The sequence below is a fragment of the Amycolatopsis sp. NPDC028719 genome (assembly GCF_055565395.1).
The window spans coordinates 146,157-172,241 of record NZ_JBVHUL010000006.1; the positions used below are offsets into that span (position 1 = coordinate 146,157).

Genomic DNA, 26,085 nt, shown 5'->3' on the forward strand with positions numbered 1-26,085 from the left:
TTTCCCAAGTTCGCACTGATCGCACGTGTCCGTCAAGTTATGCGCAGATGTTGACCTGAAGTCGGGCCGGGTGTCACGATGACCCGCAACAAACCTGGCGTTTCGCTTAGCGGAACGACAGCCCTTCCAGTGGGAAGAGGTGACATGTCCGCACGAATGCTCGTCGCGGGACTCGGGGCGCTGGCCCTGCTCGTGACCGGGTGCGGGGGATCGGCTCCGATGGGAGCCGGGGGCGCCGCCGCGGGGCGGGACGAGGGCCCGGTCAAGATCGGGGCACTGCACCCGGTCAGCGGCTCGAACGCGGTCGACGGCCTGCAGATGCGCCGCGGCGCGCAGCTGGCGGTCGACGCGATCAACGCGGCCGGCGGCATCTCCTCGCTCGGCGGCCGCAAGGTCGAGCTGGTCACGGGGGACACGCAGGGCAAGGCCGACATCGGGCAGAGCGAGGCCCAGCGGCTGATCTCGGCCGGCGCGGTCAGCCTGGTCGGTACCTACCAGAGCGCCGTGAGCACCAACGTCGCCGTCGTGGCCGAACGCAACCGGGTCCCGTTCGTGATGGACGTGACCGCCTCCGACGCGATCTTCTCCCACGGCTACCGGTACTCGTTCCGCGTTCAACCGGGCAGCAAGGCGATCGCGACGGCCGCCGCCCAGTACCTGAAGGCGGTTTCGGACCAGGCCGGCAAGCCCGTGCGCAAGGTCGCGTTCCTGCACGAGCAGAGCGACTTCGGCAGCGGCGCGGCCGACGCCTTCACCGCCGCGGCGAAACAGCTCGGCATCGGGATCGGACCGAACATCAGCTACGACGCCACCACCGTCAGCGACCTGACCGCCCAGATCACCCAGGTCAAGGCCTCGGGGGCGGACGTGCTGGCGGTCGCCGGCTACTACCGCGACAGTCTTTTGGCGGCCAAGGCGATCGCGTCGGTCAAACCCGGCCTCAACGCGGTCTGGGGCGTCTCGAACGGCGCGTACGACCAGCCCAAGTTCGTCGCCGACGCCGCCGCGCTCGGCAACCTCTACTTCAGCACCAACTACCACTACGACGCGACGAACCCCGAGACCGTCGCGCTGCGCGAGAAGTACCAAAAGCTCTACGGCGACCCGATGCGCACCGGCGCGGTCCTGTCCTACGACGCGGTCCAGGTGATCGCGCACGGCGTCGAGCAGGCCGCGAGCACCGACCCGCAGAAGGTGCGGGACGCGATCGCCGCCGCCCAGGTCTCGCCCCTGACCGTCGGCCGCGGGCAGATCCAGTTCGCCCCCAACGGCGACAACCGCAACGCCTTCCCCGTCCTGATGCAGGTCCGGGACGGGCGGGTCCAGCAGGTGTATCCCCCCGAAAAAGCCGAATCCCGGCCCGACTACAGGGTGGCGTGGCGACCATGACCGAACTCGACACCGGGGCGCCCGTCGTCCCCGAAACCGCACCCCCCGACCGGAGAGCCAAGGCGGACAGGGGTTTCCTCGGCCGCGCCGGCATCGTGGCCGCCGTCCTCGTCGTCGCGATCGTGCTCGCGCTGGTGCAGTCCGGCAGCGGCCTGGTGGTCTGGCAGTCGGTGGTCACCGGCATCCTGACCGGCGGGCTCTACGGCCTGATCGCGATGGGCCTGACGCTGATCTTCGGCGTGCTCGACATCGTCAACTTCGCGCACGGCGCGTTCCTCACGGTCGCGATGTTCCTCTCCTTCGGGATGATCCAGGCGACCGGGCTCCACCCCTACCTGACGCTGATCGTCGCGGTGCCCGTGCTGTTCCTGCTCGGCGCGGCCGTGCACCGCGGGCTGCTCTCCGGGAAGGGCGGGGGGTCACTGGAGAACCAGCTGCTGATCACGCTCGGCCTGTCGCTGCTGCTGGAGAACGGGCTGCTGATGTTCTTCGGTGCCGAGCCCAAGACGATCGACCTGCCCGGTGACTTCCAGTTCCCGTTGCTGGGCGCGGTCGTCGCGGGTTCGCGGCTGTACGCGTTCCTCGGCGCGATCGTGCTCGGCGGCCTCCTGTACTGGCTGCTGCGGCGGACCCGGCTGGGCACGGCGATCCGCGCGGTCGCCGCGAACGCGCCCGGTGCCGCGCTGGTCGGCATCAACGTCCGCCGGATGCACACGCTGACCTTCGCCATCGGCACGGCGTGCGCGGGTGCGGCGGCGGTGCTCGCCGGCCCGCTGGTCACGGTGACCCCGACGCTGGGGGAGCAGTTCAACATCACGGCGTTCGTCGTCGTGGTGCTCGGCGGGATGGGCAACGTCGTCGGCGCGCTCGTCGGCGGCCTGCTGATCGGGCTGGTCGAGCAGCTCACCACGATCTACCTCGGCGGCCAGAGCTCGCTGCTCGGCGTCTTCGTGGTGTTCGTGCTGGTGCTGTTCCTCCGCCCGCAGGGCCTGTTCGGGAGGCGCGCATGAGCACCATCACCATCGCCGCGCCGACCGGATCCTCGGACGCCGTCAAAGCGCCGCCGCTGCGCCCGCAGAACCGCCAGCTGGCCATCCTCGCGATTCTCGTGCTGGTCGCGATCCCGCTGCCGCTGATCCTGCCCGCCGCCCAGGGCGCGGTCGCCGTCCGGATCCTGATCTTCCTGCTGATGGCCGTCGGCTGGAACATCATGAGCGGGTTCGGCGGGATGTTCAGCTTCGGCCACGCCGCCTACTTCGGCCTCGGCGCCTACACCAGCGCGTACCTGCTGGTGAAGCACAACGTCTCGCCGTGGATCGGGATGCTGGCCGGGATGGCGGTGGCCGCCGCGGTCGCCGTGGTCATCGGGTACTTCTCCTTCCGCTACAAGCTCCAGGGCGCTTACTTCGCGCTGGCGACGTTCGCGTTCGCCGAGATGCTGCGGCTGATCGTCACGAGCAGCGCCTTCGCCAACAAGTCCGTCGGCTTCAGCGTCCCGCTGATCCAGGACTCGTCGCTGTGGCTGATCCAGTTCCCGGCCGACTCGCCGGCGTACTTCTGGGTGGCCCTGGTCCTGGCCGGGGCGGCGGTCGCGATCAGCATCGTCTTCCTGCACTCCCGCGCCGGCCGGTACGTCACGGCCATCCGCGACGACGAACTGGCCGCCGCGTCACTCGGCGCTCCGGTGTTGCGGCACAAGCTGATGACGGTCGCGCTGTCCGCCGCGATCACCGCGGTGGCGGGCGCTTTCTACACGCAGTACTACCTGTTCGTGAACCCCGATCTCGGATTCGGCTCGGCCATCTCGATCCAGGCGATCGTGCCCGTGGTCATCGGCGGCATCGGCACGGTGTGGGGTCCGGTGGTCGGCGCGATCATCATCGGCTCGCTCACCGACGTCACGGCGACGCTGCTGCGCACCCCACCGGAGTTCCTGGGCTTCCTGCAGGGCCGCAGCGGCCTCGACGTCGTGCTGTACGCGGTGCTGGTGATCCTGATCGTCCGGGTGCTGCCCAAGGGGATCGTCGGAACTATCGGTGCGAGGTGGCGACGATGAGCATCGTGGAAGTCACCGGCGTCGGCAAGGCGTTCCGCGGTGTCCACGCACTGTCCGATGTGGACCTTTCGGTCACCGAGGGCGAGATCCTCGGCGTCATCGGGCCCAACGGCGCGGGCAAGACGACCCTGTTCAACGTCATCTCCGGCGCGCTGAAGCCGGACACCGGCCGGGTGCGGCTGGCGGGCGACGACGTCACCGGCCGCGCCCCCGACCGGATCGCCCGCGCCGGGATGGTCCGCACGTTCCAGCTGATGCGGCCGTTCGCGAGCATGACGGTGGCGCAGAACGTCAGCCTCGCCGCGCAGCACCACCGGCTGAGCGCGAAAGCGTTGCGGGCGCACGCGCTCGACGTCGCCGACCGGGTCGGGCTCGGGCCGTGGGCCCACCGCGCCGCGACCGACCTGCCGACCGCCGGGCTCAAGCGCCTGGAACTGGCCAGGGCGCTCGCGACCCGGCCGAAGGTCCTGTTGCTCGACGAGGTGCTGGCCGGGCTGGTCCCGGCCGAGCGCGAACCGGTGCTCGACCTGCTCGCCACGCTGCGCGAACAGGAGGGCGTCACGCTGGTGTTCATCGAGCACATCATGGCCGCGGTGATGCGGCTGGCCGACCGCGTCCTCGTGCTCGACCAGGGCCGGGTGCTCGCCGTCGGCTCGCCCTCCGAGGTGACCAGCGACCCGCGCGTCATCGACGCCTACCTCGGTGAGGAGCCGACCCATGCTGACGCTTGAGAAGGTGTGCGCCGGGTACGGGCGGATGCGCATCCTGCACGACGTCGACCTGCACCTCGGCGCCGGCGAGATCGTCGCGCTGGTCGGCGCGAACGGGGCGGGCAAGACGACGACGCTGCGCAGCATCTGCGGGCAGCTCAAGCCGTCGTCGGGCCGCGTCACGCTCGACGGCGAGCCGACCGCGGGCCGGCGTCCGGACCAGCTCGTGCGCGATGGGCTGGTGCACGTGCCCGAGGACCGCGCGCTGTTCGGCACGCTCACCGTCGAGGAGAACCTGCGGATGGGTGCGTGGACCCGCACGCCCGCCCAGGCCGCTGCGTCGTTGGCCGAGGTCTACGAGCTGTTCCCGGTGCTCGCCGAACGCCGGACGCAGATCGCCCAGACGTTCAGCGGCGGCCAGCAGCAGATGCTCGCGATCGGCCGCGCCCTGATGGCCGGGCCGCGGCTGCTGATGCTCGACGAGCCGTCGACCGGCCTGTCCCCGAAACTGACCTGGACGGTGCTGGAAGCGGTCCAGCGCATCCGGGACGGCGGGGTGGCCGTGCTGCTGGTCGAGCAGAACGCGAAGCAGGCGCTGGCCATCGCCGACCGCGCGTACGTGCTGGAAAGCGGGTCGACCGTCCTGCAGGGCACCGGCGCCGAACTGGCCGGTGACCAGCGCGTCAGGAAGGCGTACTTGGGACTGTGAAACGCGAACAAGCCGCTGCGGCGACCGCATCGCTGGGAGCTTGGGTGTCCGAACTGGACGTCACGAGCGTCCCGGCCGCGGTGCTCGACCGGCTGTCCCTCGTCCTGCTCGACGTCGTCGGCGTCACCGCATTGGGAGCTTCGCTGCCGGAGCAGCGTTCGTTGGCCGATGCCTGGCGCGCCCCGGCCGGTCCGGCGCCGCTCATCGGTGCCGGGCGGCTCGTCACGACCGACGCGGCGGCGTGGCTCAACGGCGTCGCGCTCGTCTCGCTGGAGCTGGACGAGGGCCACAAGTACGCCAAGGGCCACCCCGCCGCCCACGGGTTCCCCGCGGTGCTGGCGCTGGCGGCGGAGCTGGACAGCACCGGCGCGGACACGGCGGCGGCGCTGCTGGCCGCCTACGAGGTGGCCGCGCGGTTCGGCCGCGCGACCACCTTGCGCGCGGGCGCGCACCCGCACGGCAGCTGGGGTGTGCCTGGCGCGGCGGCGGGCTGCGCGCGGCTGCTCGGCCTCCCGCCCGGGGCGGTCGCGGCCGCCATCGACACCGCGGCCGGGCTGGGCATCGCCGGGCACTTCGACTCGGCGACCCAGGGCAACCCCGTTCGCAACGCGTGGCTGGGTGCCTCGGCGACGTCCGGGCTCGCCGCGGCCCGGATGGCGGCGGCCGGGATGGCCCGCGTCACCGGCACGGCCGCGCTCTCGCTCGGCACCCTGCTCGGCGAGTTCGACGCGGGGGAGCTCACCGCGGACCTGGGCACCCGCTGGGACATCACGCGCGGCTACTTCAAGCGGCACGCGTCCTGCTCCTTCACCCACCCGGCGGCGGACGCCGTGCTCGAACTGCGCTCGCGGCCGGCGTTCCGGGCCGAGGGCATCACGCACATCTTGGTGGAGACGCACGTCCTGGGGGCCGGACTGTCCGAGGCGGACTGGTCGAACCGGCTCTCGGCGATGTTCTCGACGCCGTTCGTGGTGGCGACCGCCGCGCTGACCGGTGAGGTCGGCCCGGAGAGCCCGCTTTGTGACGCCGACGTGCGCTCCCTGGCGAGCCGGGTGCGCCTGGTCGAGGCCGCCGACCTCACCGCCCGGCTGCCGGACGAGCGGGCCGCCCGCGTGACCGTCGCCTTCGACGACGGCACGGCGCTGACCTGCGAAGTGCCCAACCCGGTCGGCGACGCCGACCACCGCCCGCTGACCGAGCCCGACCTGGTCGGCCTGCTCGGGAAGTGGCTGCCCGGGCCGTTCGTGGCGCGTGCCGCCGCGCTGGGCCGCGCCCTGCCCGGCCTGCCCCACGCCGGCACGGCGCTGCGCGAGCTGGCCGGAACCGAAGAGAAGGAGCCGAACTGATGCGTGCCCTCGCGGTGACGCCCATCCACCTGCCCCCCGAGGAGATCCGGCGGCGGCAGGAGCGCTACGACCGGCTCGCGCCGCCGGGCCTCGAGATCGAGCTGCGCGACGTCGGCCCGTCGGCCCCGAAGACCCTGGACACGGACGAGTCCATGCGGGTTTCCGAGAACGCCGTCGCCGCTGCGCTCGCGGCCGCCGGCGACGGCTGGGACCTGGCCTTCCCGGACTGCGTGCTGGACCCGGCCGTCCCCGACGCCGTCGCGGAGCCGCCGTTGCCGGTGCACGGCCTGCTCAAGCTGTCGGCGACCTACCTCGCCGCGAAGGGCGTCCGGTTCGGCGCGGTCGTGCGCAACGAGGCGATCGCCGACGAGTTCGCGAAACGCATCGCCGCCTACCGGCTGACCGAGTACTTCGTGGGCGTCCGCGTGCTGGACCTGCCGTTCTCCGCGATCGCCGAGACCGAGACGTGGAACGCCGCCCTCGGCACGGCCGTGCGCGAACTGGCGGAATCGGGCGCCACGGCGGTGATCAACGGCTGTTCGGCGGTCGACGTCGAGCCCGCCGACCTCCCCGCGCGCATCGTCGATCCCACCGGACTGGCGATGCGCCTGCTGACGGTCGAGGGGGTCGCGTGACCGGCGGACCGGACCTCGTCGTCGCCGGCGCGGGCGGCGGGCTCGCCGGTGCCCTGCGAGCGGCCGAACTGGGCCTGAGCGTCCTGGTGGTCGAGGCGAGCGAACACTTCCGGCGCGGCAACAACACCTCGATGTCCACGGCGATGTTCCCCGGCGCCGGCTCCCGCTGGCAGGCCGCGGAGGGCATCGACGACTCGCCCGAGAAGTTCGTCGCGGACATCGTGGCCAAGACGCACGGGCAGGCCGACGCGCGGCTGGCCCGCACCCTGGCCGAGGTGAGCGCCCCGCTCGTCGAGTGGCTCGCGGACTCGGCGGGGTTGCCGCTTTCGCTCGTCACCGACTTCAACTACCCCGGCCACGCCGTGCCCCGGTGCCACACGATCCCGGGCCGGCACGGCTCCGGCGTCATCGACCATCTCGCCCGCCGCGTGGCCGAGCACGAGAACATCGAGCTGCTCGCACCCGCCCGGCTCGTCGACGTACTGTCCGATGTGGACGGTGTCCGCGCGGCCGTCGTCCGGTACCCCGACGGCGCCGGGGAAGAGGTCCCGACGCGGGCGGTCCTGCTGGCCACCAACGGTTTCGGAGCCGACGCCGACCTCGTCGCGAAACACCTGCCCGAGATCGCGGGATCGCTCTACCAGGGCAGCGACCAGTCGCTCGGCGACGCCCTGCGCATCGGCGAGAAGCTCGGCGCCGCGACCGGGTTCCTCGACGCCTACCAGGGCCACGGCGCGGTGTCCGCCACCGCGGGCACGCTCGTGGGCTGGGCGACGATCATCCACGGCGCGATCCTCGTCGACCGTGAAGGCCGCCGCTTCGGCAACGAGACGCGCGGCTATTCCGAGTACGCCGCCGAACTGGCCGCCCGGCCCGGCTCGACCGGCTGGATCGTGCTCGACGAGACGATCTTCGAGCAGTGTCAGCCGTTCCGGGACTTCCGGGACGTGGTGTCCGCCGGCGCGCTGGTCTGGGCGGACGACGCCGCCGGGCTGGCGAAGGCGACCGGCCTTCCTCCGGACGCCCTGGAAGCGGAACTCACCACCGCGAAAGCGATCGCCCGCGGTGAACGCGAAGACGAGCACGGCCGCACCCACTGGGAGCGCCCGCTGGCCGGCCGCTACGCCGCGGTGCGCGTCGTGCCCGCGCTGTTCCACACCCAGGGCGGGCTGCTGGTCGACGAGCACGCCGCCGTCGTCGACCCCGAGGACCGCCCGATTCCCGGGCTCTACGCCGCGGGTGGCGCCGCGGCGAGCATCTCCGGGCACGGCGCCGCCGGCTACCTGCCCGGCAACGGACTCCTGCCCGCCTTCGGGCTGGCCTACCTGGCCGCCGGCGACGTCGCCCGGCGCCGAAACCTCTACACCGCAAGCTGAGGAGAACCATGGCAACGACGGAACTGCTCGTGAAGAACGTCCGGGTCGTCCGCCCCGACGACGCCGACGGGACCGAGCCGGACCTGCTGGACATCGCCGTGAACGACGGCACGATCACCCGCGTGGCGCCGGACCTGCCGACGGACGACGCCGCGCGGGTCGTCGACGGCCGCGGCCTCCTGGCCTTCCCCGGCGTGGTCGACGCGCACCAGCACTGGGGCATCTACAACGAGCTCGCCACCGACACCCGCACCGAAAGCCGCGCGAGCGCGCAGGGCGGCGTCACGACGTCGCTGACGTACATGCGCACCGGGCAGTACTACCTCAACAAGGGCGGCAGCTACCGCGACTTCTTCCCCGAGGTGCTCAGCGCGTCGGAGGGCAACGCCTACGTCGACTACGCCTTCCACCTCGCGCCGATGAGTTCGCAGCACATCTCCGAGATCCCTTACCTCGTCGAGGAATTCGGCGTCACGTCGTTCAAGATCTTCATGTTCTACGGCAGCCACGGCCTGCACGGGCGCTCCACCAGCCAGAGCGACTTCCTGATGATCCCGCCGGACGAGCGCTACGACATCGCGCACTTCGAGTTCGTGATGCGCGGGGTCCAGCAGGCGCGCGAGGTGCGGACCGAGTACGCGCCGCACCTGTCGCTCTCGCTGCACTGCGAGACGGCCGAGATCATGACGGCGTACACGAAGCTGGTGGAGCAGGACGGCTCGCTGTCGGGCCTGCGGGCCTACAGTGCGTCGCGGCCGCCGCACTCCGAAGGTCTCGCCGTCACGATCGCGTCGTACCTGGCGCACGAGACCGGGCTGCCGAACATCAACCTGCTGCACCTGTCGTCGGAGAAGGCGCTGTCGGCCGCGCTGACGATGGGGAAGGCGTTCCCGCACATCGACTTCCGGCGCGAGGTGACGATCGGGCACCTGCTGGCCGACGTCGACACGGCGTCGGGCATCGGCGGCAAGGTCAACCCGCCGCTGCGCGAGCGTGAGGACGTCGAGGCGCTGTGGCGGCACGTGCTCGCCGGTGACGTGGACTGGGTCGTCAGCGACCACGCGTGCTGTCGCGACGAGCTGAAGTTCGGCTCGGACCGCGACGACGTCTTCCTCGCGAAGTCCGGCTTCGGTGGTGCGGAGTACCTGCTGCCGGGGCTGGTCGGCGAGGGGGCCAAGCGAGGCTTGTCCCTGCAGAGGATCGCCCAGCTGACTTCGCAGAACCCCGCGCGCCGCTACGGCTTGCCGAAGAAGGGCTCGATCGCCGAGGGCTTCGACGCGGACTTCGCGCTGGTCGACCCGGACGTCCGCTGGACCGTGCGCGCGGCGGAGTCCGAGTCGACGCAGGAGTACACGCCGTTCGAGGGCTTCGAGATGACGGCGAAGGTGACCGACACGTTCGTGCGCGGCCACCACGTCTTCGCCGACGGCAAGGTCGTCGGCGACCCGGTGGGCCGGTACCTCAAGCGCGGCCGCTGAAAGACGGTCGTGAGTGAGAAAACAAAGTTCCAACCCTGTTTCTCACTCACGACCGCTACCGGCCGGACTCCTGCAGCCAGGCCCAGCTCTGCCGGATCTCGGCCGCCGCCTCACGGACGAGGCCGCGGTAGCGGCTGACGGCGTCGGGCGTGAAGCGGTACTGAGGACCGCAGATGCTGATGGACCCGTGGACCTCGCCGTCCGGCCCGAACAGCGGAGCGGCGACGGACCCCGCGCCGGGCTGGCGTTCGCCGAGCGAGACCGCGACGCCGTCGCGGGTCACGTCGGCGAGGACGTCGCGCAGCTGGTCGGCCGCGGTGATCGTGTGCTCGGTCAGCGCGGGGAGTTCCCGCTGCAGCAAGGCTTCCCGGCGGTCTTCGGGCAGGGACGCGAGGATCACCTTGCCGGAGGAACCGGCGTGCAGCGGGAACCGCCGGCCGAGCTCCACGGTCATCTTGATCTCGCGCGGGCTCTCGAACTGGTCGAGGTACACCCGTTCGTCGCCGACCAGCCCGGAGAGCGTGGTGGTCTCCCCGGTCTCGTCGCGCAGCCGCCGCAGGACGGGGATGGCCGCGACGCGGGCGTCGAACCGGCGCAGGGCGCTCGCCCCGAGGGCGACCGCCGCGGGACCGAGCCGGTAGCCGGCGACGCCGGGATCGGTGGCCAGCATCTCGCGCGAGACGAGCGACTGCAGGATCCGGTAGACGACCGCCTTCGACAGGTCGAGCTCCCGGCTGATCGTGCTGACGCCCAGGTACCGGGGGCCACCGGTGAAGAGCAGCAGCACGTCCGCCACCCGGGCGGCGGCCTCGGTGCCGGCGTTGTCCGACGCGGTGGCGGGCTTGCGCCCGGCGGTACTGTTGACGGCCAAGCTCGTGGTCCTCGACTTCGTTTCGCTGACAGGAACGGTTCGGCCCGAAGCATAGCACTTTGGGGCATTGGCCCGGGTAAACCGTTCCGGCCAGCGATACGTCGTTACGAGACGGCGGTCCCCTCCAGCTCGACCAGCTGGCCGGCGATCGCCAGCCGGGTCACCCCGAGCATCGTCGTCGCCGGGGCCACCCCCGCGGCGCCCAGCCGTGCCGCCAGCACCCCGTAGTGCGGGAGCAGCCCGTCGACGTCGGTGGTGTAGACGTTGAGCCGGACGAGGTTCGCCAGCGTCATGCCGGCCTCACCGAGCACGGCCTCCAGGTTGTCGAGGCTCAGCGCCAGCTGTGCGGCCACGTCCCCGTCGTGCTCGGGCTTGCCGTCGGCGCTCATCGCGGTCTGCCCGGAGCAGTACAGGGTCCGGGTGTGCCCGGAAACGAGCTCTCCCTGGTTGAACCCCATCTCCGCCGACCACGTCGTCGGGTTGACCGCCGTTCGTTCCACTGCCACATCAGCTCCGTTCGGTTCGACTTCGGTGCGCACGAGCCTCCCGGCAAATCACGACATCTGCTGTCGGGTATCAGCTAGGGTTTCCGGATGCGCGCCGACCGCCTGGTCTCGCTGGTCCTGCTGCTGCGGCAGCGCGGCCGGCTGACCGCGGACGCCCTCGCCCGCGAACTGGACGTGTCCACCCGGACGGTGCTGCGCGACATCGAAGCGCTGTCCACGGCCGGCGTCCCGGTCTACGCCGAACGCGGCCGGCACGGGGGATTCGCGTTGCTGCCCGGGTTCCGGACCGAGCTCACCGGGCTGAACCACGACGAGGCGCTGGCCCTGCTCGCCACCGGCCCGGGCCTCGGCCTCGGCCCGGCGCTCGCGTCGGCCCGGCGCAAGGTGGTCGACGCGCTGCCCGAAAGCCATCGGGCGACCGCGAGCGACGCGGCTCGCCGGTTCCTCGTCGAGCCGGAAACCGACTTGCTCTCCCGTCGCGCGGCGGTCGAGGAGGTGCCCGGTCCGGCCATGGTCGAAATCCGGCGCGCGGTCCTTTCCGGACACCGGCTGCGCATCCACTACGCGGCGGCCGACCAGGCGCCGCGGTGGCGCACGGTGGACCCGATCGGCCTGGTCTCCGTCCGCGACCGGGGTTACCTGCTGGCCACGAGAGCCGGCGCGGACCGCACCTACCGGTTGTCGCGGGTGCTGGCCGCCGAGGGCCTCCCCGAGCCGGCGCAACGGCCGAGCCACGTCGACCTAAACCGGGTGTGGCGGGACCGTTGCGCGCAGTTCCTCGCCGGTGGACACCTCACCGTGCTGATGAGGGTGGATCCGAAGCGGCGGGAGGAAGTGCTGAGCACCGCGGTGGCGGTCCGCGTGGCGGAACCCGGCACCGACGGCCGGCTGCGGCTGGAGGCGACGTTCCAGGACGCGTGGCACGCCGAGTGGGCGCTGTGGCAGCTCGGCACGGACGCGGAAGCGCTGGCACCGCCGTCCTTGCGCGCCGCGCTGCGCGACCGCGCCGCCGCGATCGCCGCCCGGTATGCAGACCGGCCCGCTGAAGGTGCCCTTCAGCTCAGCTCGACCGCGCGGTGCAGGTCGCGGGCGTAGGCGTCGGGCTGTTCCCACGCGGCGAAGTGGCCGCCGGCCGGGTGTTCCACGTACTCGCGGACGTTCAGGAACGCTTCGGCGTAGCTTCGCGGCTCGGGTTTGGTGTCGTGCGGGAAGATCGACAGCACGGTCGGCGTCTCGATCCGGCCGGGGAGGGCGACCGGTTCGGTGTAGGTGGCGAACGAGGTGCCGATCGTGCCGGTGACCCAGTAGGCGGTGATCCAGGTGAGCAGGTCGTCGAGGGTGAAGGCCGCTTCGCCGGACCAGGACTCGAGTTTCTCCGCGATCCACGCCGCGAGGCCGGCGGGCGAGTCGCCGAGGGCGACGGCGAGGGTGTTCGGCCGCGTGGACTGCTCGGCGATGTAGCCGCCCTCGTTCCGGAACCACCGCGCCGCCCGGCCGAGGTAGGCGGCCGCGTCGGGCGCGAGCGTCGCCGGGTCCGCCGTGAGCGCCCGCTGCGGGGCGATGTTCGTGAGGTGCAGGGCCGTCACCCGGTCCGGGTGGTCGCCCGCGAGGACTTCCGCGACGGTGCCTCCGACGTCGCCGCCCGACACCGTGTAGCGCCGGTGACCGAGTTCGGCCAGCCCGTCCGCGACGATCCCGGCGATCCGGCCGGCCGACCTGCCGGACGTGGTGAGCGGAGCCGCGAACGGGAAGCCCGGCAGCGCGGGGACCACCACGTGCACGTCCGTGAGCAGGGGCAGGACGCGTTCGAACCGCAGCACCGAATCCGGCCAGCCGTGCAGCAGCACGACGACCGGGGCGTCGGGATCCGCGGACCGCTGGTGGATCACCCGCAGGCCTGTGCTCACCGTGACCCAGGGGAGTGCGCGAATGCGGCGCTCGTGCGCGTCCCAGTCATAGCCATCGGCCCAGTGTGCGAGCAGTTCGTCGAGCCGGGCGCCGGTGATGCCGCGCGTCTCGTCGGCGGTCCAGGGGATCGTGACCCGCCGGGTCCGCCGGAGTCTCTCCCGCAGTTCGTCCATCATGTGTACGAGCATACACATGATGTGTATGCTCGTACACATGACTTCACGCGACGCGGCGGCCACCCGGCAGCGAATCCTCGAGCAGGCACGACGCCAGTTCGCCCGGCACGGGTACACGGCGGTCGCGGTCAAGGGCGTGGCCGACGCGGCCGGCGTGTCACCCAACCTCATCACGCGCTACTTCGGCGGCAAGGAGGGCCTTTTCCTCGCGGCGACCCGGGTGGAGATCCCGGTCGAGAACTCCTTCGGCGGCGACCGTTCCGAGCTCGGCGCGCGGCTGGCGGCGAGCATCGTCCGGCGCTGGTCCGGCGAACCGGGCGAGGATCCGCTGCTGGTGCTGCAACGCGCGTCGGGTGAACGCCCGGAGGCGGCGGAGGCCCTGGCGGCCTTCCTCGACACGAACTCCCTGGAGCCGCTGCACCGCTACCTGCGCGACAGCGGCCTGACCGACGCGGAGGCCCATGGCCGGGCCGCGGCGATCGACGCGTTCGTGCTCGGCGTCTCGACCCGCCGCCGGGTGCTGCGCTCGGAGCCAGGCGATTCCGCTGAGCTCGAGGCGTGGCTGGGCGCGGTGATCCAGCGCCTCGCGGATGGGTGACGTCAGGCGCGGAAGGCTTGGATGGTGAGTGCGGCGAAGCGCCGGGAGGCGGCGATGCGTGCCGCCGGGGTGCGTGCGTGGATGCCGGTGCTGGCCATCAGCATGAGGTTCAGGTCGACCAGCCCGACGTCGGCGCGCAGGTGGCCCGTTTCCCGGGCGCGGCGGATCAACCGCGCCGCGGAGGTCAGCGACGTGGTGCGCGTCGCGGCCAGGTCCAGCGTGCGGGGGAAAGCGGACTTGAACGCCGTGGTGAAGCCGTGGTCGCGGGCCTGCAGTTCACACAGCTTCCGGACCGTGACGCGGAAACCGCGCCAGGGATCGGGGTCGGCGAGTCCTTCGTCCATGGCGGTCCGCCAGGCGCGCACCTGCTCGGTGAACGCCGCGGCGACCAGCGTTTCCTTGGCCGGGAAGTGGCGGTAGACGGTCGCGGGCCCGACCTCGGCGCGCCGGGCGATCTCCCGGACCGGCACCTCCAGGCCCTCGGTGACGAACACCGCGCGCGCCGCGTCGAGGATGCGGCCGCGGGCGTCGGAACGCCGGTGGTGAGGCAATCGAGCGGTCACCGCTCTCATTTTAGCCAGGCGGACGGCGGCCTCCGCTACGGTCCGCGCATGACTTCGACCAGGCAGTACGGGGACGAGTGGGACCTGGCGTCGAGTGTCGGCGCGACCGCGACCATGGCCGCGATGACCCGGGCGATCGCGACCCGCACGGACCGTACGCGCCTCGACGACCCGTTCGCCGAGCCGCTCGTCCGCGCGGTCGGCATCGATCTGCTCACCCGGCTGGCGGCCGGGGAACTGCCGCCGGGCGAGCTGGTCGGACAGGTGGCGATCGACGGGGCCAAGGTGCGGACCCGGTTCTACGACGAGTTCTTCCTCGACGCGGCGAACGTGGGCATCGAGCAGGGGGTGATCCTGGCTTCGGGACTGGATTCGCGGGCGTACCGGTTGCCGTGGCCGGCCGGGACCGTGGTGTACGAGCTCGACCAGCCGCGGGTCGTCGAGTTCAAGACCCGCACCTTGGCCGGGCTGGGCGCCGAGCCCACGGCCGACCGCCGGGTGGTCGCGGTCGATCTGCGCGAGGACTGGCCGGCCGCGCTGTGCACCGCCGGGTTCGACCCGGCCCGGCCGAGCGCGTGGAGTGCCGAAGGCCTGCTCGGCTACCTGCCACCGGAGGCGCAGGACCGCCTGCTGGACACGGTCACCGAGCTCAGCGCTCCGGGGAGCCGGGTGGCCACCGAAAGCAGGCCGAACCCGCGGCCGGGCGCCGAAAGCCAGACGAAACGGCGGTTGAACGGCATCTCCGAACTCTGGCGCGCGCACGGCTTCGACCCCGACATGGCGCGGCTGCGGTACTTCGGCGAGCGCAACGAAGCGGCGCCGTACCTGACCGGCCTCGGCTGGACGCTGACCACGGCCGGCACTCGCGACCTGCTTGCCGCCCAAGGTCTTCCGCCCCTGGAGGACGACGACCTGCGCATGGGCGACTTGCTTTACGTGAGTGGCGTTCTCGAGAGCTAGCCGGGTTTGCCATTGAATGGCACGGCGATGGGCACCCGCTCGGACCGGCGGTCATGCTCGGCCGCATGTTCCCGTACCAGGATCCCGCGCGGCCCGCCGGCGAGCGCGTCCGTGACCTGCTCGGCCGGATGACCCTGCCGGAGAAGGCCGGGCTGCTCTTCCACGCCCCGGTGGCGGTCACCGCCGACGGTGGTTTCGTCGAGGAGCCGGCCGGCCCGCTGCCCACCGCGCCGACGACGGACGTGCTGCGGGAGCGGCACATCCGCTGCCTGTCCCTGATGGCACCGGTCTCGGCGGGTCCCCTTTCCCGCTGGCACAACGAAGTCCAGCGGATGGCGGCCGGAAGCCGGCTGGGCATCCCGGTGCTCGTCTCGTCCGACCCGCGGCACTCGGCGAACGAGAACCCGCTGACGTCGGTGCCTTCGGGCGGCTGTTCCCGCTGGCCCGAACCGCTCGGGTTCGGCGCGCTGGGCGACACCGACGCCGTGCGCGCGTTCGCCGAAGTGGTGCGTGCCGAGTACGCGGCCGTCGGGATCCGGCTGGCGCTGCACCCGATGGCCGACCTGGCGACCGAACCGCGGTGGTGCCGCACCGCGGGCACGTTCGGCGCCGACCCGGCCGTGGTCGCCCGGCTGGCCGCCGCCTACGTCGAAGGCCTGCAGGGGACGGACCTCGGGCCGGATTCGGTGGCGGCGATGGTCAAGCACTGGCCGGGCGCGGGCCCGCAGGCCGGGGGTGAGGACGCGCACTTCGCGGCCGGCAAGGACCAGGTCTACCCCGACGGGCGCTACGAGGAGCACCGGAACGTCTTCCGCCCGGCGCTGCGGGCCGGGGCGGCCGCGGTGATGCCGTACTACGGCCGCCCGGTCGGCGTGCCGGGACTCGCCGGCGTCGGGTTCGCCTTCGACCGCGAGGTGATCGCCGGGCAGCTGCGCCGCGACGAGGGCTTCGACGGCCTGGTGTGCACGGACTTCGGGCTGCTCACCGACACGACGCTCCCGGACGGCTCGGTGTGGCCCGCCCGCGCGTGGGGCGCCGAGCACCTCGACACCGCCGGGCGCGTGCTGCGGCTGCTCGACGCGGGCGTCGACCAGTTCGGCGGCGAGTGGTGCCCGGACGTCGTCGTCGGCCTGGTCGAGTCGGGCCGGCTGAAGGAGACGCGGGTCGACGAGTCGGCCGGGCGCGTCCTGACGCTGATGATGCGGCTCGGGTTGTTCGAGAACCCGTACGTCGACGAGGAGCACGCGGTCGCCACCGTCGGCCGGGCCGACTTCACCGCCGCGGGAGCCGACGCGCAACGCCGGTCGATGGTGCTGCTCGCCGGAAGGCTGCCGCCGCAGCGGGGAATCCGGCTGTACGTCGAAGGAATCGCCCCCGCGGTCGCGGCCCGTTACGGGTCCATTGTGGACGACCCGGCCGAAGCGGACGCGGCGGTGGTGCGGATCGGCACCCCGTACGAGCCGAGGCCGCGGCTCCCCGAAGCGTTCTTCCACCAGGGCCGGCTCGACCTGCCCCGGGAGGCGAGAGACCACCTCTGCGCCCTCATGGCCACCGTGCCGACGGTCGTCGACATCTTCCTCGACCGGGCGGCTGTCGTGCCCGAACTCGCCGAGCACGCCGCCGCGTTGCTGGCCGACTTCGGCGCGGCCGACGACGCCGTCCTCGACGTCGTTTTCGGTCACGCGAAAGCCGAGGGCCGGTTGCCGATCGAACTGCCGTCGTCGATGGCCGCCGTCGAAGCGCACCCGGAGGACCGGCCGGGCGGCACCGCGGGCCCGCTGTTCCCGCTCGGGCACGTCAGCGGGTCAGTGCGGTCCGCAGGAATGTGACGGAGGTGGCCACGACGGCCGCGGGGTCGGCGCCCGTCCAGCGGTGGCGGGCGCCGGGCACCAGGTGCAGCTCCACCGGCGCGCCCGCGTCCCGCAGGGCCCCGGCCAGCCGGACGCTCTGCGTGGCCGGCACGAGGTCGTCTTCCGAACCGTGCATCAGCAGGATCGGCGGCGCGCCGGCGTGCGCGTGCGTCAGCGGGCTCGCCTCGCGTGCGAGGTCCGGCACCGACTCCGGCGGCGCCCCCAGCAAGGACGCTTCGCGGGAGACGTCGCCGGTCAAGCCGAGCAGGTCGGTCGGCGGGAACCACGCCACCACGGCGTCCACTGTGGACCCGGTGAGCGCCGCCAGCAGCCCGAGGTGCGCGCCCGCCGATTCGCCCCAGACGACCAGTGGCTTGCCGTCCCGGACGAACTCGATCGCCGCCCGCACGTCCTCCAGCGGCGCGGGGAAGGTCGCTTCCCCGCTGAGCCGGTAGTCGGCCACGGCGACGCGGAACCCCTGCGCCGCCAGTTCGCCGGTCAGGTGCTCGAAGCCCGGCAGCGGCGTGAGCCGGGAGCCACGCCGCCAGCCGCCGCCGTGCAGGTGGACAATCGTGGCGACCGCGTCGTCCGGCGCGGTCAGGTCCAGCTCCAAGGGCCGGAATCCCGGCACCTCGCGGTAGATCACGCGCTCGCCTTGTGGAACCGGCCGCCCTGCATGATCACCCGCAGGTTGGCCGGGTCCTGCAGCAGCATGACGTCCGAAACCGGGTCGCCGTCGACGACGAGGACGTCGGCGAAGTAGCCCTCGGTGAGCAGCCCGACCGGCAGGTCCATCACCTGGCCGCCGTGGAAGGTGGTCGCCCGCAACGCTTCGGCGGGGGAATAGCCGAAGAGCCGGACGAACAGCTCGAGGTCGCGGGCGTTGCGCCCGATCGGGTTGTTCGGGAACCCGTAGTCACCACCGGGCAGCACGCGCAGCCCGCGCTTGCGCAGCTCCGGGTACAGCCGCTCCATCGCCTCGAGGGACTTCACCGAGCCCATCTTCTCCGCCATCGCCCGGTCGATGCCGAACTCGGCGCCTTCGTGGACGTTGGCCCACATGATGCCGACGGCGGGGGAGAGGAAGAGCGACTCCTTGTGCGCTTCCAGGAGGTCGATCGCTTCGGGGTCGGCGTAGGAGCAGTGGTAGATCGAGCGGAACCCGGCCCGCACCGCGAGCTTGATCGACTCGGGCGACTGGGCGTGGCAGTTGAGCCACACCCCGGACTCGCGCGCCTGCTCGCCGGCCGCGTTCGCCTCTTCGGCGCTGTACTGGGTGACCATCGAGCCGCCCTCGAAGAAGACGTCGTCGTTGCTCATCAGCAGCTTCACGCTGTCGAAGCCGAGTTCGGCCTGTTCGCGGATGAAGGCGCGCACGGCGTCCGGACCGGTTTCCTGCGGGGCCGGGCCGTCCGGGCCCATCCGGACCGGGTTGTTGTCCCGCTCGAACGACGCCGCCCGCATCCGCGGTCCGGCGGCCAGGCCGGCGGCGATCCGGTCGCGCAGCCGCACCTCGGTGGGCACCGGGGTCAGCGAGCCCGCGGAGTAGGCGCTGGTGAACCCGTGGTCGAGCAGGATCCGGGCGTTGCGTTCGGCGATCGCCAGGTGCTCGTCCGGGCCGGGCAGGTGCCGGAAGAAGCTCACGTCGGCCGGCGGGTTGAACGACGGGTCGACGTGCCCGACCGCGGACGGGAACGTCAGGTGGCAGTGCGACTCCACCAGGCCGGGCAGCACGGTGGCGCCGCGGCAGTCGACGACGCGGTCGTCCGGCTCGGGCTCGGTGCCGCCGCCGGGCCGCACGCCCTCGATCCGGTCGCCGCGGACGACGACGTCGCCCGGGACGGCGGGAGAGCCGCTGCCGTCGAAGACGCGGCCGCCGGTGAACACGATCCTGGGTGCCATCTGCGTCCTCCTAACCGAAATCATGGAAAGATCATGCGCCGAGCATGGTGTAGCCGCCGTCGGCGACCAGGAACCCGCCGGTGATGTGCCCGGCGTCCTCGGTGGCGAGGAACAGCGCCGCCCCGGCGAGCTCCTCGGGCTTCGGGATACGGCCCAGCGGGGTGGCGTCGCGCAGCTTTTCGGCGCGGCCGCCGCGCCAGTCTTCCCGGCCGAGCGTGGCTTCGGTTTCGATGAAGCCGGGGGCGAACACGTTCACCCGCACGGTGGGCGCGAAGGCGTGGGCGTAGGACTTGGTCAGGCCGATGATCCCGGTCTTCGCCGCCGCGTACTGCGGGGCGCGGGCGCTGCCGCGCGCGACGACGGTCGAGCCGATGTTCACGATCGCGCCGCCGCCCTGGGCGAGCATCCGGTCGCCGAACTCGTGCGTGCACAGCAACGTGCCCTTGAGGTCCACGGCGAGCACGTGGTCGACGGACTCCTCGGTGAGGTCCCGCCACGACATCTGGTCGCGGGCGACGTCGCCGACGTTGTTGACCGCGACGTCGACCCGGCCGAAGTGGCTCCACACCTCGTCGGCCATCCGGCGGATCTGCGCGTGCTCGGAAATGTCGGCCTGGACGAGGAAAGCCTTGCGGCCCAGCTCCTCGACGCGCGCGGCGGTGCGTTCGGCGCCGGCGCGCGAGCCGCGGAAGTGCACGGCGACGTCGGCGCCCTCGCTCGCGGCCCGGACGGCGATCTCGGCACCGAACCCGGTGCCGGCGCCGGTGACGAGGACGGTCTTGCCGGTGAAACGCACGGAATGACTCCTTCAGACGAGGGTGCGGCCGCCGTCGGCGTACAGGACGTGTCCCGTGACGAACGCGGCGTGGCCGGAGCAGAGGAACAGGATCGGGCCGGTCAGGTCTTCGGTGGTGCCCAGCCGCCCGGCCGGGACGAGTCCGGTGAGGCCGTCCCGGACACCCGGCTGCTCGAGGTGTTCGTGGGTCAGGGCGGTCTCGGTGTAGCCGGGCGCGACGGCGTTGACCGTGACGCCCGAGGCCGCCCATTCGCGGGCCATCACCCGCGCGAGCTGGTTGACCGCACCCTTGGTGGCCGCGTACGGCGCGTGGTGCGGGTGGGCGAGCAGGCCGGACACCGAGGAGAGGTAGACGATCCGGCCGTACCCGCGGGCGACCATCAGCTCGCCCGCCGCCTTGCCGGTCCAGAACGCGCTGTCCAGGTTGACCGCGGTGATGCGGCGCCAGACGTCGTCCGGCGTGTCGAGCACCGGCCGCCGGTCGTTGACGCCGACCGCGTGGACGAACACGTCGAGCCGGCCCAGCAGCGCGTCGGCGCGGACGACGCAGTCCCGCGCGCTTCCCACCTCGGTGAGGTCGGCGCGCAGCGTGCGGATTCCCTGGCGTGCCAGGTCCTCGAGGCGCTGCTCGTCGACGTCGGCGACGACCACGTCGGCACCCGCTTCGGCGAGCGCGAGGGCGGCCGCGCCGCCGATCCCGCCCGCGCCGGCGACCAGCGCGCCCTTGCCCCGCAGACCCAGCCAGTCCACTTCCGCTCCTCGCTCCCGACCTGGCGGCGACGCTAGGCGCGCGGTTCGCCGGCGCGGAACGGACGTGCCATTGAATGGCACACCGGCGTCCGCTCACCGGCCGTGCTGCTGGGATCGGCGCATGACGAGACTGCCCCGGCTGTCCCCGGCCGACCTGGACGACGACCAGCGCGCTCTCCGCGAAGCCATCACCGGCGGGCCCCGGGCGGGCGGCCCGTTCCCGCTCACCGACGCCGCGGGCGCGCTGACCGGGCCGTTCAACGCCCTGTTGTACGCGCCGCCGGCCGGCCAGGCGCTGCAGCGGCTGGGCGCGGCCGTGCGGTACGAGACGGCGATCGGCCACTGCGTGCGGGAGCTGGCGATCCTCGCGGTGGCGGCGCGGTGGGACTGCGCGTTCGAGCGGTACGCGCACGAGCCCGCCGCCCGCGCCGCCGGGGCGACGGACGCCCAGCTCGCGGCGGTCGCGGCGCGCACGGTGCCGGATGGGCTCGACGCGGGGGAGACCGCGGCCCTGCGGTTCGTGCTGGCGCTGCTGGACGGCGACGCCGACGACGTGACCTACGCCGAGTGCGTGCCAATCATTGGCAACCGCGTGGCCGTCGAGCTCACCACGCTGGTGGGCTACTACGCGACGCTGGCCCTCCAGCTGCGCGTCTTCCGAGTCACCGTCCCCGTGGAGCGCCCGTGAAGCTCGTGACCTTCGACGACGGCCTGGTCGGCCGTCTCGCCGACGACCTGATCCTGGAACTCGACACCGCCTCGGCCCGCGAATTCTTCGAACGCGGCGGGAGCGTGCCCGAGACCGGGCGCCGCTTCCGCGCGTCCGAGGTGCGCCTGCGGGCCCCGATCGCGCCGAAGAAGTTCTTCCACACGGCGGGGAACTTCCGCGAGCACCACGACGACCTCGCCCGCGTGAACTGGTCGCACCCGGTCAACAAGGGCATCGTGTTCTTCCAGAACGTCGACGCGATCATCGGTCCCGGCGACCCCATCGTGTACCCCTCGCACCTGACCCGCGAGCTCGACTACGAGCTCGAAATGGCCGTCGTGATCGGCAAGCCCGGGAAGTTCTTCACCGAGGAGCAGGCGGCCGAGCACATCGCCGGGTACCTCGTGTTCAACGACATCACCGCCCGCGACATCCAGCGGCGCGAGATGGAGTCCGGGGTGTTCTCCTTCTCCAAGGCCATCGACACGTTCTGCCCCATCGGCCCGTACATCGTCACCGCCGACGAGGTCGGCGACCCGCACGACCTGGACATGGAGCTGAGGGTGAACGGCCAGGTGCGGCAGAAGTCGAACACCGGCCGGATGTCCGTGACGATCCCGCAGCTCGTGGCCTACCACTCACCGCAGGTCTACAGCGCCGGCGACCTCATCACGACGGGCACGGTCGCCGGGGTCGCGGCGAGCACCGAAGACCCGTTCGCGAACTACCTGAAGCCCGGGGACGTGGTCGAAGCCGAGATCGAAAAGCTCGGGGTGCTGCGCAACCGGGTCGTCTCGTGGGAGGACGCCCACGGGACCCCGCCGCCGGCCGGTGGCCGGTGATGCGCCTGGCCGCCCTCGCCGGCCGGGCCGTCCTGATCTTCGGTGACCGCGCGCTGGACGTCTTCGACGCCGGCGGCTTCGGCCCCGACCCGATGGACGTGCTGGAGAACTGGACGGCGTTCTCCGCGTGGGCCGCTTCGGTGACTCCGGCCGGGAGCCCGTACGACCCGGCGCTGCTGGGACCGCCCGTGCCGCGGCCCCGGCAGGTGTTCGCGGTGGCGCTCAACTACCCGCCGCACGCGGCCGAAGCCGGCTACGAACCCCCGGCCGACCCGCTGGTGTTCACCAAGTTCCCGACCTGCGTCGCGGGTCCGCGAGAGACGGTCGAGCTGCCCGGTGACCGGGTCGACTGGGAGGTCGAGCTGGTCGCCGTGATCGGCCGGGGCGGGCATCGGATCGGCGAGGAGCGCGCCCTCGAGCACGTCGCCGGGTTCATGGTCGGCCAGGACCTGTCGGAGCGCCGTGTCCAGTCGCTCGGGAAGCCGCCGCAGTTCTCGCTGGCCAAGTCGTTCCCCGGCTTCGGCCCGACCGGACCGCACCTGGTCACCGAGGTCGCCCCCGATGCCGCGATCACCTGCCTGCTCAACGACGAAGTGGTGCAGAAGGCGTCGCTCGCGGACATGATCTTCGGCGTCCCGGACCTGGTCGCCCGGCTCTCGGCGGTGTGCCCGCTCCTGCCGGGCGACCTGATCTTCACCGGCACTCCGGCCGGGGTCGGCCACCGCCGGACGCCGCCGCGCTACCTCACCGCCGGCGACGTGCTCACCAGCCGCGTCGACGGGCTCGGCGAGCTGGTGACCCGCTTCCGCGACCGGCCGTCACTCCGATGACGGCCGCGTGCGGTGTGCTCCTCCCGCCGGGAGGTGGTGGCGCAGCAGCGTCAACGCCTGCTTGGCGGCGAGGGTGAACAGGCCCATGGTGATGTCCGGCTGGCCGAACACGACGAGCAGGAGCGAACCCTCGACCGGGAAGACGCAGACGTAGCCGGAGCTGCCTTCGAACATCGCACTGCGTGATTCGCCGATCCGGGCCTGGGCGGTGAACTGCGCGGCCAGGCCGATGGCGGCCGCCGACATGGCGGCGACGCTGTCGGCCTCGACGGCCTGGGTGGCGTCGGCCAGGACCAGGCCGTCGTGGGTGGCCACGAGCAGTCCGGCCACCTGGTCGACCTGGCCCTGGACCGTGCGCAACGCCTCGAGCATCCGGTCGGCGTCGAGGGGCGGGGGCTTCATCGCCCGCTCCCGCGCCGTGCCGGTGCTTTCCGGCGCCGGCGTGCGGACCGGCAGGGGCAGGCGTGAGGACTGGCTGTGGGTGTCGGCACTCGTCATACGGACAGGCTGGCTTCGATGCGCTTGAGGCTGTGCCGGGCGAGCGCGAGGTTCGCCCGTTCGCGGTCCAGGACCAGGTAGAGGAACAGGGTGGAGTTGCCGCGGGCCGACAGCGGCCGGATCACGTGGTACTGGCGGTGGAGCGTGATGAGGATGTCCTCGATGCTGTCGTCGAGCCCGAGAGAGGACATGACGCGCAATTTCGCCCGGACGACCTCGGTGTTGCCCGCCGCCGCGATGTCCAGGTCGAGCCAGTCGCCGCCACCCAGCGAACCGAGGGACATCCCGCTGTCGTAGTCGACGAGTGTCGCGCCGAGGGCGCCGGGAATGCTCATCGCTTCTTTCAACGCCAAGTCGATCGTCATGTAAAAGCTTCCTCCAGTGCGGCGATCACGAGCTACGTCCACGATCGACCGTCCGGGGACTCGTTTTCACCCATCCGCCGGGTCGATTGCGCAGGCATGTGACGTTATGTGTCCGCGGTAAAATCAAGTACGGCCGTTCGGAGCAATTTCATTTCAGCTCGTGACTTGTTGGCTGGGACCACGCTGCGTTTCGAAATTCATTTTCGGCATTGGGCGCTCGGTTGAGCGGTGAAGTCGGATCTGCAATTTGCAGTTCGCAAATGGCGTGCGCCAGTTCGGTGGGATGCGTGAGTGGCAGCAGGTGCTGCGTCACGGGCGGCGGTAGATCGTGATGGAGTGGCCGACCTCGTCGACCGGGGTGCTGCCGGCGATCAGCGCCGCCAGGCGGGCGTCCGCCTTGGCGATGGCGGAATCCGACACCGCGAGCAGGCCGTGCACCTCCGCCGGGGGCACGGCGAGCGGGTCGGCCGCGTCGATGCCGTACGCGGACGGCACCCCGCTGCCCTTGTAGACGAGCCAGACCCGCTCGTCCGGCAGGCGATCCGCCAGCCGGCGCAGGTCCTGGCCCCAGTCGACGTTCGAGTCGTGCAGGTTCAGGTGGGTCGCGGCCGGGCCGCCGAACGCCTCGTTGGAGTACGGCAGGTAGTAGGGGAACGTCCGCAGCGAACTCACCGCCGCGAACACGACCAGGGCCGCCACCGCACCCTGCGCCCACCTGCGGCGGAGGAGGACGAGGCCCGCCGCCGCGATCGCCAGGAACATCGGGACGAAGAGCGCGTACCGGACGCCGAGGTCGCGCGTACTGGTCATGGCCGCGGCCAGCAGCACGGCCGTGGGGACGAGGACGTACGGTGCCGCCGGGCGGAGCCGGGGAAGGACCACCAGGGCGACCGCGCCCGCCAACCCGAGGGCGAGGGTGCCCAGCGGCGTCTTCACCAGCAGCGCGACCGGCAGGTAGTACCACAGCGAACCGGGGTGGTACGTGCCGAGCAGGAAGGTGCTCCACGTCCGGTCTTCGAAGCCGAACTGGACGCGCATCCCGTCGAGGTACGGCCGGGGCAGCGGCAGCCGGTCGGCGAGCGAGCGCAGTCCGTGGACGGCCGGCAGGTCCGGCGGCGCCGCCCAGCGCAGCCGCGGATCCACGGCGAGGTAGGCGGCCCACACCACGGCGACCGCGATCAGGGCCACGCCCGCCGCCGCCGCCGCGGCGTGGACGATCCTTTGTGGACGATCGCCCTGGTGGGCGTGCCACACGGACAGCACGGCCAGGAGCAGCAGCACCGGAACCGCGGCCAGCGCACTCATCTTCGTGGCCACCGCCGCACCCAGGGCCAGCCCCGCGAGCGGGAGGTACCGGACGGGACGACGGCGGGCCCGCCACACCAGCCAGACCGACGTCAGCAGGAACCCGGCCACCGGCACGTCGAGGGTCGCCAACGACCCGTGCGCGATGAGGTCGGGTGAAAACGCGTACAGGGCCAGGGCTGTGACGCCGCCGGCCGCGCCGGTCAGGTCGCGCGCGAACGCGAAGACGACCAGTCCGAACAGGAGCGTCAGCACGATCACCGGCAGCCGCGCCGCCAGCAGCAGGCGCCCCGGGTCGGCGCCCGACTCGTACAGCACGCGGCGGCCGAGCTGCGTCTGGTCGCCGGTGAACGCGGGATCGAGGTGCGCGCCGGCGAAGGCCAGGCCGGTCGCGATGATCAGCTTGCCCAGCGGTGGGTGCTCCGGGTTGTACCGCAGGCTGTGCTGCTCCAGGTAGACCACCGCCGTGCCCGCGTAGACCGGCTCGTCGATGGTCGGGGACTGCTCGGCGGCCGTCGTGAGCATCGCGATCGCCATCTGCGCGAGCAGCGCGACCACCACGAGCGCGATCCACCACCGCCGCGGCGGCTTGCCCGCCGCCTCGTCGGGGATCGCCTCGGCCGGCACCTGGCACGTCGAGAGGGACAACCCGCGGTCCTTCCGTCCGAGTGAACGGGATCACTCCAGGGACGTCCGGCCGGCCCGGTGGTTCCGCACGAGCGGCCGGCTTCTCCGAGACAACCTAAATGACCTATGCCCGATCCGGGGTTTCTCACGTAGCGTGGGAATCCCTGTCGTCGACGTTTGCGAGGTCCGGATGGCTCAGGAGAACGCCGCCCACAACGAGATGCCCGCCAGTGGCCTGCTGCTCGGCGTGGAAACGCTGACGGCCGCGGTGGATCGGGGCAAGGCCAACGGTGCGGTGGCCGACAACGACGGCAACGACTAGCCGTTGTC

28 protein-coding genes are annotated in these 26,085 nt (G+C 72.1%); 17 read left to right on the top strand and 11 right to left on the bottom strand.

From position 1 onward, the window contains the following. The first annotated feature begins 144 nt into the window (after positions 1 to 144). The 9 genes from ACZ4TR_RS28580 to ACZ4TR_RS28620 are packed head-to-tail and all read left to right on the top strand — an operon-like array spanning position 145 to position 9,699. Positions 145 to 1,389: an ABC transporter substrate-binding protein gene (locus ACZ4TR_RS28580; RefSeq protein ID WP_465290027.1), complete on the top strand. Its 1,245-nt coding sequence runs from the start codon at positions 145 to 147 to the stop codon at positions 1,387 to 1,389. Then, positions 1,386 to 2,399, top strand: a complete 1,014-nt coding sequence (locus tag ACZ4TR_RS28585) for a branched-chain amino acid ABC transporter permease (protein WP_465290029.1) — start codon at positions 1,386 to 1,388, stop codon at positions 2,397 to 2,399. Before ACZ4TR_RS28580 ends, ACZ4TR_RS28585 begins: the two co-directional genes overlap by 4 nt. Continuing rightward, complete coding sequence (locus ACZ4TR_RS28590; RefSeq protein ID WP_465290031.1) at positions 2,396 to 3,445, top strand: branched-chain amino acid ABC transporter permease; 1,050 nt, start codon at positions 2,396 to 2,398, stop codon at positions 3,443 to 3,445. Before ACZ4TR_RS28585 ends, ACZ4TR_RS28590 begins: the two co-directional genes overlap by 4 nt. After that, positions 3,442 to 4,176 carry an ABC transporter ATP-binding protein gene (locus ACZ4TR_RS28595; protein ID WP_465290032.1) on the top strand — a complete coding sequence of 245 codons (735 nt, stop codon included), beginning with the start codon at positions 3,442 to 3,444 and terminating at the stop codon, positions 4,174 to 4,176. The genes ACZ4TR_RS28590 and ACZ4TR_RS28595 overlap by 4 nt, the downstream gene beginning before the upstream one ends. Beyond that, the gene (locus tag ACZ4TR_RS28600; RefSeq protein WP_364521293.1) at positions 4,163 to 4,864 is read left to right on the top strand and encodes an ABC transporter ATP-binding protein; all 702 of its coding nucleotides are present in this window, start codon (positions 4,163 to 4,165) and stop codon (positions 4,862 to 4,864) included. Before ACZ4TR_RS28595 ends, ACZ4TR_RS28600 begins: the two co-directional genes overlap by 14 nt. Next, positions 4,861 to 6,210: an MmgE/PrpD family protein gene (locus ACZ4TR_RS28605; RefSeq protein WP_465290034.1), complete on the top strand. Its 1,350-nt coding sequence runs from the start codon at positions 4,861 to 4,863 to the stop codon at positions 6,208 to 6,210. Before ACZ4TR_RS28600 ends, ACZ4TR_RS28605 begins: the two co-directional genes overlap by 4 nt. Beyond that, on the top strand, positions 6,210 to 6,845 hold the full coding sequence (locus tag ACZ4TR_RS28610; protein WP_465290035.1) for an aspartate/glutamate racemase family protein: 636 nt from the start codon (positions 6,210 to 6,212) through the stop codon (positions 6,843 to 6,845). The genes ACZ4TR_RS28605 and ACZ4TR_RS28610 overlap by 1 nt, the downstream gene beginning before the upstream one ends. Beyond that, entirely contained in the window at positions 6,842 to 8,221 is a 1,380-nt protein-coding gene (locus ACZ4TR_RS28615) for an FAD-dependent oxidoreductase (protein WP_465290037.1), read from the top strand. Before ACZ4TR_RS28610 ends, ACZ4TR_RS28615 begins: the two co-directional genes overlap by 4 nt. 8 nt (positions 8,222 to 8,229) lie before the next feature. Then, positions 8,230 to 9,699, top strand: a complete 1,470-nt coding sequence (locus tag ACZ4TR_RS28620; protein WP_465290039.1) for a dihydroorotase — start codon at positions 8,230 to 8,232, stop codon at positions 9,697 to 9,699. Between the two features lie 55 nt (positions 9,700 to 9,754). On the opposite strand, the gene ACZ4TR_RS28625 is transcribed toward ACZ4TR_RS28620, so the two are convergent. Together ACZ4TR_RS28625 and ACZ4TR_RS28630 are read right to left on the bottom strand one after the other, a co-directional pair. Further along, entirely contained in the window at positions 9,755 to 10,570 is an 816-nt protein-coding gene (locus ACZ4TR_RS28625; protein ID WP_465290041.1) for an IclR family transcriptional regulator, read from the bottom strand. Positions 10,571 to 10,674: 104 nt separating this feature from the next. Then, a complete protein-coding gene (locus ACZ4TR_RS28630) occupies positions 10,675 to 11,070 on the bottom strand; it encodes a RidA family protein (RefSeq protein WP_465290707.1) in 396 nt (131 codons plus the stop codon). A 93-nt stretch (positions 11,071 to 11,163) separates the two neighbouring features. Here ACZ4TR_RS28630 and ACZ4TR_RS28635 point away from each other — a divergent pair, with 93 nt between their 5' ends. Beyond that, a complete protein-coding gene (locus tag ACZ4TR_RS28635; protein WP_465290043.1) occupies positions 11,164 to 12,171 on the top strand; it encodes a helix-turn-helix transcriptional regulator in 1,008 nt (335 codons plus the stop codon). Here the strand turns inward: ACZ4TR_RS28635 and ACZ4TR_RS28640 are convergent. Further along, entirely contained in the window at positions 12,132 to 13,160 is a 1,029-nt protein-coding gene (locus ACZ4TR_RS28640) for an epoxide hydrolase family protein (RefSeq protein ID WP_465290045.1), read from the bottom strand. The genes ACZ4TR_RS28635 and ACZ4TR_RS28640 overlap by 40 nt on opposite strands. Positions 13,161 to 13,197: 37 nt before the next feature. On the opposite strand from ACZ4TR_RS28640, the gene ACZ4TR_RS28645 reads away from it, so the two are divergent. Beyond that, on the top strand, positions 13,198 to 13,758 hold the full coding sequence (locus tag ACZ4TR_RS28645; RefSeq protein ID WP_465290047.1) for a TetR family transcriptional regulator: 561 nt from the start codon (positions 13,198 to 13,200) through the stop codon (positions 13,756 to 13,758). Between the two features lie 2 nt (positions 13,759 to 13,760). Here the strand turns inward: ACZ4TR_RS28645 and ACZ4TR_RS28650 are convergent, their stop codons facing one another. After that, positions 13,761 to 14,330, bottom strand: coding sequence for a TetR/AcrR family transcriptional regulator (locus ACZ4TR_RS28650; protein WP_465290049.1), 570 nt, complete (start codon positions 14,328 to 14,330; stop codon positions 13,761 to 13,763). A gap of 39 nt (positions 14,331 to 14,369) precedes the next feature. On the opposite strand from ACZ4TR_RS28650, the gene ACZ4TR_RS28655 reads away from it, so the two are divergent. Beyond that, on the top strand, positions 14,370 to 15,281 hold the full coding sequence (locus ACZ4TR_RS28655; protein ID WP_465290051.1) for an SAM-dependent methyltransferase: 912 nt from the start codon (positions 14,370 to 14,372) through the stop codon (positions 15,279 to 15,281). Between the two features lie 65 nt (positions 15,282 to 15,346). Continuing rightward, on the top strand, positions 15,347 to 17,110 hold the full coding sequence (locus ACZ4TR_RS28660; protein WP_465290053.1) for a glycoside hydrolase family 3 protein: 1,764 nt from the start codon (positions 15,347 to 15,349) through the stop codon (positions 17,108 to 17,110). Here ACZ4TR_RS28660 and ACZ4TR_RS28665 read toward each other — a convergent pair. Genes ACZ4TR_RS28665 through ACZ4TR_RS28680 form a run of 4 tightly spaced genes read right to left on the bottom strand, consistent with a single transcriptional unit; the run spans position 17,079 to position 20,579 of the window. Then, positions 17,079 to 17,777: a prolyl oligopeptidase family serine peptidase gene (locus tag ACZ4TR_RS28665; protein WP_465290055.1), complete on the bottom strand. Its 699-nt coding sequence runs from the start codon at positions 17,775 to 17,777 to the stop codon at positions 17,079 to 17,081. The two genes, ACZ4TR_RS28660 and ACZ4TR_RS28665, sit on opposite strands and share 32 nt — an antisense overlap. Next, positions 17,774 to 19,033 (bottom strand): amidohydrolase family protein, encoded by a 1,260-nt coding sequence (locus ACZ4TR_RS28670; RefSeq protein WP_465290057.1) that lies wholly within the window; start codon positions 19,031 to 19,033, stop codon positions 17,774 to 17,776. The genes ACZ4TR_RS28665 and ACZ4TR_RS28670 overlap by 4 nt, the downstream gene beginning before the upstream one ends. Positions 19,034 to 19,064: 31 nt before the next feature. Beyond that, the gene (locus ACZ4TR_RS28675; RefSeq protein WP_465290059.1) at positions 19,065 to 19,829 is read right to left on the bottom strand and encodes an SDR family NAD(P)-dependent oxidoreductase; all 765 of its coding nucleotides are present in this window, start codon (positions 19,827 to 19,829) and stop codon (positions 19,065 to 19,067) included. Between the two features lie 12 nt (positions 19,830 to 19,841). Next, a complete protein-coding gene (locus ACZ4TR_RS28680; RefSeq protein ID WP_465290061.1) occupies positions 19,842 to 20,579 on the bottom strand; it encodes an SDR family NAD(P)-dependent oxidoreductase in 738 nt (245 codons plus the stop codon). A 121-nt stretch (positions 20,580 to 20,700) separates the two neighbouring features. Between ACZ4TR_RS28680 and ACZ4TR_RS28685 the strand changes: the two genes are divergently transcribed. The 3 genes from ACZ4TR_RS28685 to ACZ4TR_RS28695 are packed head-to-tail and all read left to right on the top strand — an operon-like array spanning position 20,701 to position 22,960. Next, positions 20,701 to 21,267, top strand: a complete 567-nt coding sequence (locus ACZ4TR_RS28685; RefSeq protein ID WP_465290063.1) for a carboxymuconolactone decarboxylase family protein — start codon at positions 20,701 to 20,703, stop codon at positions 21,265 to 21,267. After that, positions 21,264 to 22,130 (top strand): fumarylacetoacetate hydrolase family protein, encoded by an 867-nt coding sequence (locus ACZ4TR_RS28690; protein ID WP_465290064.1) that lies wholly within the window; start codon positions 21,264 to 21,266, stop codon positions 22,128 to 22,130. Before ACZ4TR_RS28685 ends, ACZ4TR_RS28690 begins: the two co-directional genes overlap by 4 nt. Further along, positions 22,130 to 22,960 (top strand): fumarylacetoacetate hydrolase family protein, encoded by an 831-nt coding sequence (locus ACZ4TR_RS28695; RefSeq protein ID WP_465290066.1) that lies wholly within the window; start codon positions 22,130 to 22,132, stop codon positions 22,958 to 22,960. Before ACZ4TR_RS28690 ends, ACZ4TR_RS28695 begins: the two co-directional genes overlap by 1 nt. On the opposite strand, the gene ACZ4TR_RS28700 is transcribed toward ACZ4TR_RS28695, so the two are convergent. The 3 genes from ACZ4TR_RS28700 to ACZ4TR_RS28710 all read right to left on the bottom strand — a co-directional run bounded on the left by ACZ4TR_RS28700 (position 22,949) and on the right by ACZ4TR_RS28710 (position 25,776). Then, on the bottom strand, positions 22,949 to 23,458 hold the full coding sequence (locus tag ACZ4TR_RS28700) for a roadblock/LC7 domain-containing protein (protein WP_465290068.1): 510 nt from the start codon (positions 23,456 to 23,458) through the stop codon (positions 22,949 to 22,951). The two genes, ACZ4TR_RS28695 and ACZ4TR_RS28700, sit on opposite strands and share 12 nt — an antisense overlap. Then, positions 23,455 to 23,823, bottom strand: a complete 369-nt coding sequence (locus ACZ4TR_RS28705) for a hypothetical protein (RefSeq protein WP_364521272.1) — start codon at positions 23,821 to 23,823, stop codon at positions 23,455 to 23,457. The genes ACZ4TR_RS28700 and ACZ4TR_RS28705 overlap by 4 nt, the downstream gene beginning before the upstream one ends. A gap of 309 nt (positions 23,824 to 24,132) precedes the next feature. Beyond that, positions 24,133 to 25,776 (bottom strand): ArnT family glycosyltransferase, encoded by a 1,644-nt coding sequence (locus ACZ4TR_RS28710; RefSeq protein ID WP_465290070.1) that lies wholly within the window; start codon positions 25,774 to 25,776, stop codon positions 24,133 to 24,135. Positions 25,777 to 25,945: 169 nt separating this feature from the next. Here ACZ4TR_RS28710 and ACZ4TR_RS28715 point away from each other — a divergent pair, with 169 nt between their 5' ends. Continuing rightward, positions 25,946 to 26,077 (top strand): hypothetical protein, encoded by a 132-nt coding sequence (locus ACZ4TR_RS28715; RefSeq protein ID WP_364521270.1) that lies wholly within the window; start codon positions 25,946 to 25,948, stop codon positions 26,075 to 26,077. Positions 26,078 to 26,085: the final 8 nt, after the last annotated feature.